The organism is Vibrio nigripulchritudo ATCC 27043 (genome assembly GCF_000222685.1).
GTDB classification, from domain to species: Bacteria; Pseudomonadota; Gammaproteobacteria; order Enterobacterales; family Vibrionaceae; genus Vibrio; species Vibrio nigripulchritudo.
Genome location: NZ_AFWJ01000092.1, coordinates 1 through 8,420, shown reverse-complemented (window position 1 = coordinate 8,420; position 8,420 = coordinate 1). Strand labels below are relative to the sequence as shown.

The following is an 8,420-nucleotide window of genomic DNA, read 5'->3' as shown; positions in this document are numbered from 1 at the left end:
GCTTTCACACCCGGAAACGATTTGCTGATTCCGTTCAGCTCTAGTAACGCTGTCATAACTGCTCCTAGCTGTATGGCTGCCCTACCCGAACGGGCAGGGCGAGAGGGGGTTACCAGGCAAAACCTTTGGCGTTGTCTTTAGTGAGCAGTTTAATGTCCACGGGTACGGTGGTAGGCACGTTTGCTCCCCACTTTTTCGCCAGAGCGATACCCAAACCGATACGAACCTGATCACGAGGATACTGAGCAGAAGTTGCAATAAAACGGTGAGTTGCCTTTTACAATGGCTTTTACCGCTTCAGGGTGACCATCCACAGACACCAGTTTGACGTCTCGGCCAGAAGCTTCAATTGCTGCCAGCGAGCCCAGTGCACCGCCGTCGTTCACACTGAACAGACCGCTAAGATTCGGTGCAGACTGAAGAATGTTTTCGGTCACATTAAGCGCAATAGCACGGTCTTGCTTACCGTTTTGCTTAGTGACGATTTTGATTGCAGGAAACTCTTTAATGGCGTCTTCAAATCCACGAACACGTTCCAGAATTGGCACAACAGGGATTCCGTCCAGAATCGCCACTTCCCCCTTACCGCCAATGCTTTCTGCCAGGAACTTACCCGCCTGATATCCAGCATCGTAGTTTTTGGAACCGCAAATGAATCGATAGGACCTTCTGCCTGTGCGTCAATCGCAACCGTGATTACGCCTGCTTCTTTTGCTGAAAGTACTGCCGACTGAACACCAACCGAATCGGTTGGATTAATCAGCAAAATATCGATGTCTTTTTGCAGCATGTCTTCGATATCACTGATTTGTTTAGACACATCGTGACGCGCGTCCGTCACTATCACTTTGGCACCGATCTCTTTCGCGGCATCTTCCAGCGACTGTTTCATGGTCACAAAGTAGGCGTTATTCATTTCCTGAAAGGACATACCAATGGTTAAGTCCTTGCTGAAAGCAGTCGAACATGTCGCCGCCAGCAGCATAGCTGAGCTCGCAGCGACTTTGAGCGATTTCGATAGTAGAGACATAATTTCTTCCTTTTGTGTTGGATATTCCCTGTTTCACACCAATGTCAACGTTAACATTCTCAGTTTTAAAAAATGCTCACTTGACTAAGTGAGCAGATCTGTTTCAATGTCAACGTCAACATTTTTATAACCTAGATTACAATTTAGTCATTTTCTGTGACGCCGCCCAAAGTTAGCGTACTTTTTAATCAATAAGTATTTGCATATATGGCGAACATTGGTCGCTAAGTAGATTAAAATCAGAAGGTTATTTCAAAATCAAATCGATAAATTTTGTCGTCTTAAAAGTAAGGAAAAGGCTTTGAGTGGGAAAAAAGGGAACGTAACTATCATTGATATCGCCGAAAAAGCGAACGTTACTAACATTACAGTTTCACGAGCTTTTAACAAACCGGAACTGGTGAAACCGGAAACGCGAGAGCGAATTCTTGCTATTGCCCGCGAGATGAATTATTCCCCTAATGCCTTTGCCCGAACCTTAAAAGGCAGCCAAAGCAATATCATAGGGCTAGTGACCGACAGTACCTTCAACCCGGTTTATTCAGAAATTACCAAAACCCTTTGCCGGGAAGCTGCTGCAAAAGGCTATTCGGTGATGATGTTTGAAACCGATGGCAGCGAAGAAGCCGAAGCCCGCGCCATTTCTGTTCTGTTCAGTTACAAGGCATCGGGAATTCTGCTTTCTCCGGTTCGGGATTCTCAAAACTACACCCCTGCTTATCTTGAGCAGGCTGAAGCCTTTAACATTCCTATCGTTCTTATCGACCGCGACATACCCAATAAAAACCTGCCCGGCGTGTTTCTCGACAACTATGAAATCGGCATGAAAGCCAGCCAGTACCTGGCAAATTTCAATGAAAAGTCGATCTTAATTATTGGCGGTCCGAGTGATTCTGAAATCACACAGGATCGCATCGCAGGTCTTCGTAAGCTGCTGAAAAAGAAGAATGTAGATATCCAAACCATCTATTCTGAGTATGACTATGAAAAAGCATTACCTAAGATTCGGGATGCCTTTCAATCACTCGACTTCACGCCTGAACGTATCATCGGCGTCAATGGATTGATCTCCCTCGCTGCCATCAAGGTGGCAAGAGAAACCAACCTCAACAATGTGCAATTTTTCTCAATCGATGAAGTGCCCAACAGTGACATTTTTGGTTTCCATGTGCCCTGCATTGTCAACGACCCAAGAGCCTGGGGGAAAAACGTCTCCGAGATGATTTTTGGCTTGGTCGATGGTAAAGAAGTCGAACACCGACTTTTCGTTCATGGCAATCTAAAAGAGTAACTCACTGTTTCTATTTAACTTAATTAAAATCTTTCGATTTCCTTCACAGAAAAATCAACATGACTGACAATCGATCGGGATCAAATTTTCCGATCGAAAAACCTCACAACGATTAAAAAACGAGCACTCAATCACATTATTCCATCGTTTTTGGCTGCTAATGTTATCGTCAACATAAAAAGTAACGCTAAACAACACGAGTAAACCAGCCTGAATATCTGCAAGTGGCATAGCTGGCAATGGGTTAAAGCCGCTTGAGATGCATAAGCTTTGGGATGGTTGTTTACTCTAATTTGTTATCGTCATCATTTTTGGCATTCAAACAACAATAAACGGATACCTGATTGTCATTTTTCATTCCTAAAAAATGACAACGTCAACATAAGGAAGTGAACATGAGTAATTTGCCTGAATCAATGAAAGCACTGGTTTGTCATGGTCCGAAAGACTATCGATTAGAGACCATTCCGCTCCCAAAACCAAAAGCCAAGGAAGTGCTCATAAAAGTCAGTGCCTGCGGGATATGCGCCAGTGACATCAAGTGTGAATCAGGAGCCAAAATGTTTTGGGGAGAAGATCCGTGGGTAAAAACACCTGTCGTCCCAGGGCACGAGTTTTATGGTGAGGTAGTAGCGTTGGGAGAAGGTGCGTCCGAGCATTTTGGTGTCGACATTGGCGACAGAATTGTTTCTGAACAGATTGTCCCCTGTAATCAGTGCCGATTCTGTAAGACTGGTAAATACTGGATGTGCGAAGTACACAATATCCGCGGATTCCAGAAAGAGGTGGCAGAAGGAGGCATGGCGGAATACTCGCTGTTCAATTCCGATTCCATCATCCACAAAGTCCCCGATGACATGACTATGCCTGAAGCTGCGTTGATTGAGCCCTTTGCCTGTTCTGTTCACACAGTAAACCGCGCCGACGTTCAGTTTAATGACGTGGTGGTACTAGCCGGGGCTGGTCCTCTTGGGCTCGGAATGGTTCAGGCATTGAAACTAAAGACCCCAAAAATACTGATCGTTATAGACACCATTGATGAAAGGCTAGAACTGTCAAAACAGTATGGTGCCGACATTACGCTCAACCCTTTAAAACAAGATGTAATCAGCGAGGTAAAAGCCCTGACCGACGGTTACGGGTGCGACGTCTACATTGAAGCAACAGGTAACCCAGCAGCGGTATCACAAGGCTTGGATATGGTTCGCAAGCTTGGTCGTTTTGTGGAATTCAGCGTGTTTGGCAAGGACGTGACCGTTGACTGGTCCATCATTGGCGACCGCAAAGAGCTTGATATTCGCGGGGCACATTTGGGTCCGTACTGTTACGAAACGGTCATTGACTTCTTCTCTCGCGGATTAATGACCTCTGAAGGGGTGGTAACTGACGAATACTCCTTGGGTCAGTGGGAAGAAGCCTTTGAATGCGCGCGTGGTCCGGAATCGGTCAAAGTGGTCTTACGCCCATGAGCGGCCTCTATATTCAACGTCTGATCGGGTGCTCTTTGGAGAACCCATTCCGCGCGATCTCTGTGAGGTGCTTATGTATCAGGAACTAAAACAGCGAGTGCTCGACGCCAACCTGTCTTTGCCCAAATATGGATTAGTGACCTTCACCTGGGGCAATGTGTCTGAAATTGATCGTGAACTTGGGGTATTCGCGATCAAGCCTTCAGGTATCGATTATGAGGTCATGACAGTTGAAGACATTGTGGTTCTGGATTTGGAAGGTAACCAAATCCAAGGGCAGCGATCCCCTTCCAGTGATACGCCAACCCACCTGGAGCTTTATCGCCAGTTTCGCGACATTGGCGGTATTGTTCACACCCATTCTCGACACGCAACCATCTGGTCTCAGGCTGGCCTGGACTTGCCTGCCCTTGGCACAACCCATGCCGATTACTTCTACGGTGACATTCCCTGTACCAGACAGCTGACTAATCAGGAAATTGCCGAAGAATACGAACGCAACACAGGCAGGGTAATCATTGAGTGTTTCTCGCAAAGGCAGTTAGACCCTGCGGCCATTCCCGGGGTTTTGGTGAAAGGACACGCGCCTTTTTGTTGGGGGAAAAATGCGGAGAATGCAGTCCACAACGCGGTAGTGATGGAAGAAGTGGCAGCAATGGCACTTCACACTCACACCCTCAATGAAGCTGTCACCTTTCCGCAAAGCCTTTCAGATAAGCACTATCTCAGAAAACATGGCAAGGACGCCTATTACGGACAAAAGGACTGAATACCATCATGCTAAATTCGACATTAATGCGCCCCAGAATGGGAATCTATGAAAAGGCGATGCCACTCGACTGGGAGCTTCCGAAAAAAATTGGCACCGCGAAGTCACTGGGCTTTGATTTTATTGAAATGTCGGTTGATGAAAGCGATGAGCGTTCCGCGAGGCTTAACTGGAACGACTCACAAAGACAAACGGTTCGTGCTGCTATTGAAGAGCACTCTTTGCCGATTCAATCTATGTGTTTAAGCGTTCATCGCAAGTATCCGTTTGGTTCGGCAGATAGCCAGACTCGGGAAAAGGCGTGGGAATGCATGGAGCGAGCCATTGATCTGGCTTATGACCTCGGAATTCGAACCATCCAGTTAGCGGGCTACGATGTGTACTACGAACCCTCTACAGAACTTAGCCATCAACGCTTTATTGAAGGGATGAACCGAAGCGCCAAACTAGCTGAGCAGGCTGGTGTTATGCTGGCTGTCGAGATCATGGAAACGCCTTACCTGAACTCTTTGTCTAAGTTTGAGATTCTAAAAAGAGAAGTCCCCTCGCCTTTCTTTCAAGCTTATCCAGACATAGGAAACATTACCGGCAACAATTACGATACTCTGACTGAACTGGCGCTGAGTAAACACCATATTGTTCAGATCCATTTAAAAGACGTGTTAAGAAAACGCGATGCTTTTGATGGTCAGTTCCGAGATTTGACGATTGGCGATGGCGAGGTCGATTTTGCAGCAGTGCTGTCGACAATGAAAAAGGAGCACTTCAATGTACCTATCGTGTTGGAAATGTGGGCAAAAGACGAACACTGGCAAAGTAACATAGCCAAAGCTCAGCAATCACTTAACCACTCCGCGATATCAGCAGACTGCGAGCCATTGTTTCGCTTTTAATGAAAAAGCGGGCTTATTAGCCCGCGACTCCTTTCCCAAAAAAAATGTAACCCCACCACTTTATACTCAAGTGACTTCAATATAATTAGGTATATTCCTGCATGATCAAAACATTATAAAAAAGGTAAGTTTTTGCTAAAAACACATTAATAAATAAGAATCTTAAAAACAAAATTAATATTAAAATACAATTTAATAACCTATATGTTATTAAATATAAGTGTGCACTAAATCACGGTCATTATTTAAACTCGATGCGATATTGTTTTTCGTTTTTTACAACCAATAAACAACAAGAGAAAACAAATGCTCAACCATAATATCGACAACGTAACAAATACCATTGGCAGATTAAAAGAAACTAGTCTGGGCGATCTATTCACATTGGATGAAAATACGGATTTCTACGCTAGCTGGCCAACACTAAGCCAGCTACTAAACGCCGGAAGTTCTATGACTGCGAGCTTGGGTTCTTCTATCCCGGCTGAGTCAAAATCGTCTGTAGAAAGCAAACTGAACAAGGCTTATGGGCTATTTAGAAATACTTTGCCATTAAACACAGACACTTCCGATACGGATTCTATTCGCGAGATTCTCAGCGTGGTAAAAGAAGTTGAGAAAGAGCTTTATCATTCCAGCTTTCCGCGTCATTTGTCGTTGCCCTATTTTGTCCCCACTCTAACTTTGCACACTGCACTAATTCAGGCTCATCAGTTATTAGATAATTCCACTGCTAATATTGATGATAATTGTGCAACTTCAGAGTTAATTTTCAATAGCATCACTTATTTAAATGACGCGTTAAATTCTGCTTACTTGACTCGTTTCAATCAAATAGAGGTCATTCAGTGTGGTCCTCAAAATAAATATTCCTTTATTAAAGACACAAAAAACAACAAAGCGCTAAGTGATTTATTTGATCATTCAAAAAATATAAATTCCGTCGAAGCAGTAAAAAACAAAAATGCCAACCAAATTGCTTTGGATTATGTAAAAAATATTAATTTCTCAACTGCTCACTTACTTGTCGATGGGCTCGTTAATCACTTTGAAGGACATTTCTCCAATGAAAAATCCTATTCAACAGCAGAAAGTTATAACAAACAGATAGACGTTTGGAACACGGAGCTGGCGCGAAGCGTAGATAATCCGAACCTCGCGCTGCGCGATGACCCTATCTGGGTTTCTGATGACAAAGACTGCTACGACTACGTTAAAGAGTATTATTCCACCGTCGCTATAGCCATGATTGGCGACTTGCCTATTCCTGGCGCTGCTACCCTTTCCGCGGTAACGGGTTTATTTGTCAGTTGGTTAATGCCTGATCAGGCGTCTAAATGGAAGAAATACGCCGAAGCCATTGGCAATTACATTGATCAGCAGTTAACAGAACAGGAACTCAATAATATTGAAAATGAGCTCATCGTAGCCGAAGAAGAATTTGATGCGATATGTAAGTTTTTAGAAGCGAACAGCGATGGCTGGCACTTAGGAGATGAGTTCCCAGATTCAGAAGTGGAAACACGCTTCATCGACCTAATCAACAGCGTGAAGTTAACCAAGCAGCGGATATTCAACCCCAACTGTGAACTGCATAATACATTCCCGTATTTTGACAGGCTTTTCACTCTTTATGGTTCGGTCATCGGCTCTGCAACGGTCAGTTTAAACAGCTACAACACCTACGATGAGTTTCAGGATTTCTACGCAGACGCGAGAGCCTATCTTGATGGAGCAATGAAATCAGCGGTCGATTATCGAACTGAAAAATTGCGTGGTGACTATGGCGGTGCTTCCAACGTTTCACGCATGTACGACGGACAAAGAAGCAGCTTTTACAGTGACAAACGCCCGCTAAATGGCAGCAGCAACCGATGGGACGGGTATTATGCCTTAATCGCTCATCTCGATATCGAGCTTGGCTACGACTATCCGAATAGATTAAAACTGGTCGCTGGCTTACGCAATTTTGATAAATTCAGTCAGAGTTACAATGAATTCTGGACTTCAAAGAATCCCGACCATGTAGCCATTCTTCCACTGTATGACGACTGGAAAGAACTGGTCGAAACCAAACGTGGTGAAGCAAACGGAAAGCGCTCCACAATCGACAGCGGCTACAGCCACTGGAGCAATGGGCCAGGTGTTCAACACAATCTATACTTTGGCGAAAACATGTACCGCTCGCACTTTTTCGGTCCGAGACTGTACGTTGAAGACTCGAACGAAGAAGGGTTCTATGTTGCTTTGCAGGATTACCCTACATTCAAAGGTCAAAACCCTTTAACTGGGGCAACGGAAATTATCGTCCCAATTGAAGACTTTAATAAAGTTGAACTTAGCCCTTGCTATAGCTTAGTTGTGTACAGCGAAGAGAATTTTGAAGGTTCCTCATTCACCTTCTCTAATGGAGGGAATAAGTTTAATTATCAGCGTCTTGATAATAGTGGGTTCACCATCAAGAGCCTGAAGGTAGTTTATACCAAAGACTACTAAAACTTAGCCATAAACTAAAAGTCGGCTACATTATGTAGCCGACTTTTTGTCTATTAAATCATGCATTTCTCGTTAGCTTACGCTAATTACCACGCTGCCCTTACTGTGCATTTGCTCGGCATAGTGACGAGCTTCTTGCAGTTCTTCAAACTGGTAACGGCGATCAATGGTGGGCCTGAGGAAGCCAAGCTCCACCAAGTCTTTTAGCAAAACCAGATCGAGATTTGTGTCTATCCCGTGATTGCAGGCTAGCCTGCGCTTACCAAAGAAAATGGCAGACATCATCTGATAATATTCTGCTAACCCCGCTTCCAGTTTCAGGCAAATACCATTCGGTTTTAGCACGTTGCAGCAAGAATCAAAGCACACCGTATTGGCGACATCGAACACCACATCGTAACTTCTCTCGCCTAAAGTGAAATCGTGTAGTGAATAATCCAACACACGGTCAGCCCCGACAGAGCGTACGAAC

At 44.5% G+C, this 8,420-nt stretch carries 6 protein-coding genes and 1 pseudogene; 5 read left to right on the top strand and 2 right to left on the bottom strand.

The genetic code is table 11. The annotated features are described in order from the left end of the window. Positions 1-230 precede the first annotated feature (230 nt). A pseudogene (locus RH89_RS30590) lies at positions 231-892 on the bottom strand (substrate-binding domain-containing protein). Positions 893-1,331: 439 nt separating this feature from the next. Between RH89_RS30590 and RH89_RS09475 the strand changes: the two are divergent. From RH89_RS09475 to RH89_RS09455, 5 genes are all read left to right on the top strand, one after another. Then, positions 1,332-2,321, top strand: a complete 990-nt coding sequence (locus RH89_RS09475; RefSeq protein ID WP_004401380.1) for a LacI family DNA-binding transcriptional regulator — start codon at positions 1,332-1,334, stop codon at positions 2,319-2,321. A gap of 395 nt (positions 2,322-2,716) precedes the next feature. Beyond that, positions 2,717-3,790, top strand: coding sequence for an erythritol/L-threitol dehydrogenase (locus RH89_RS09470; protein ID WP_004401378.1), 1,074 nt, complete (start codon positions 2,717-2,719; stop codon positions 3,788-3,790). A gap of 73 nt (positions 3,791-3,863) precedes the next feature. After that, positions 3,864-4,559, top strand: coding sequence for an L-ribulose-5-phosphate 4-epimerase (locus RH89_RS09465; protein ID WP_004401376.1), 696 nt, complete (start codon positions 3,864-3,866; stop codon positions 4,557-4,559). 8 nt (positions 4,560-4,567) lie between these two features. Then, positions 4,568-5,452, top strand: a complete 885-nt coding sequence (locus tag RH89_RS09460; protein WP_038145419.1) for an L-ribulose-5-phosphate 3-epimerase — start codon at positions 4,568-4,570, stop codon at positions 5,450-5,452. Positions 5,453-5,758: 306 nt separating this feature from the next. Then, positions 5,759-7,948, top strand: coding sequence for a hypothetical protein (locus RH89_RS09455; protein WP_004401366.1), 2,190 nt, complete (start codon positions 5,759-5,761; stop codon positions 7,946-7,948). Between the two features lie 72 nt (positions 7,949-8,020). Here RH89_RS09455 and RH89_RS09450 read toward each other — a convergent pair. After that, positions 8,021-8,420 (bottom strand): zinc-binding dehydrogenase (locus tag RH89_RS09450; protein WP_004401365.1); only part of this gene is annotated, 400 nt, incomplete at its 5' end.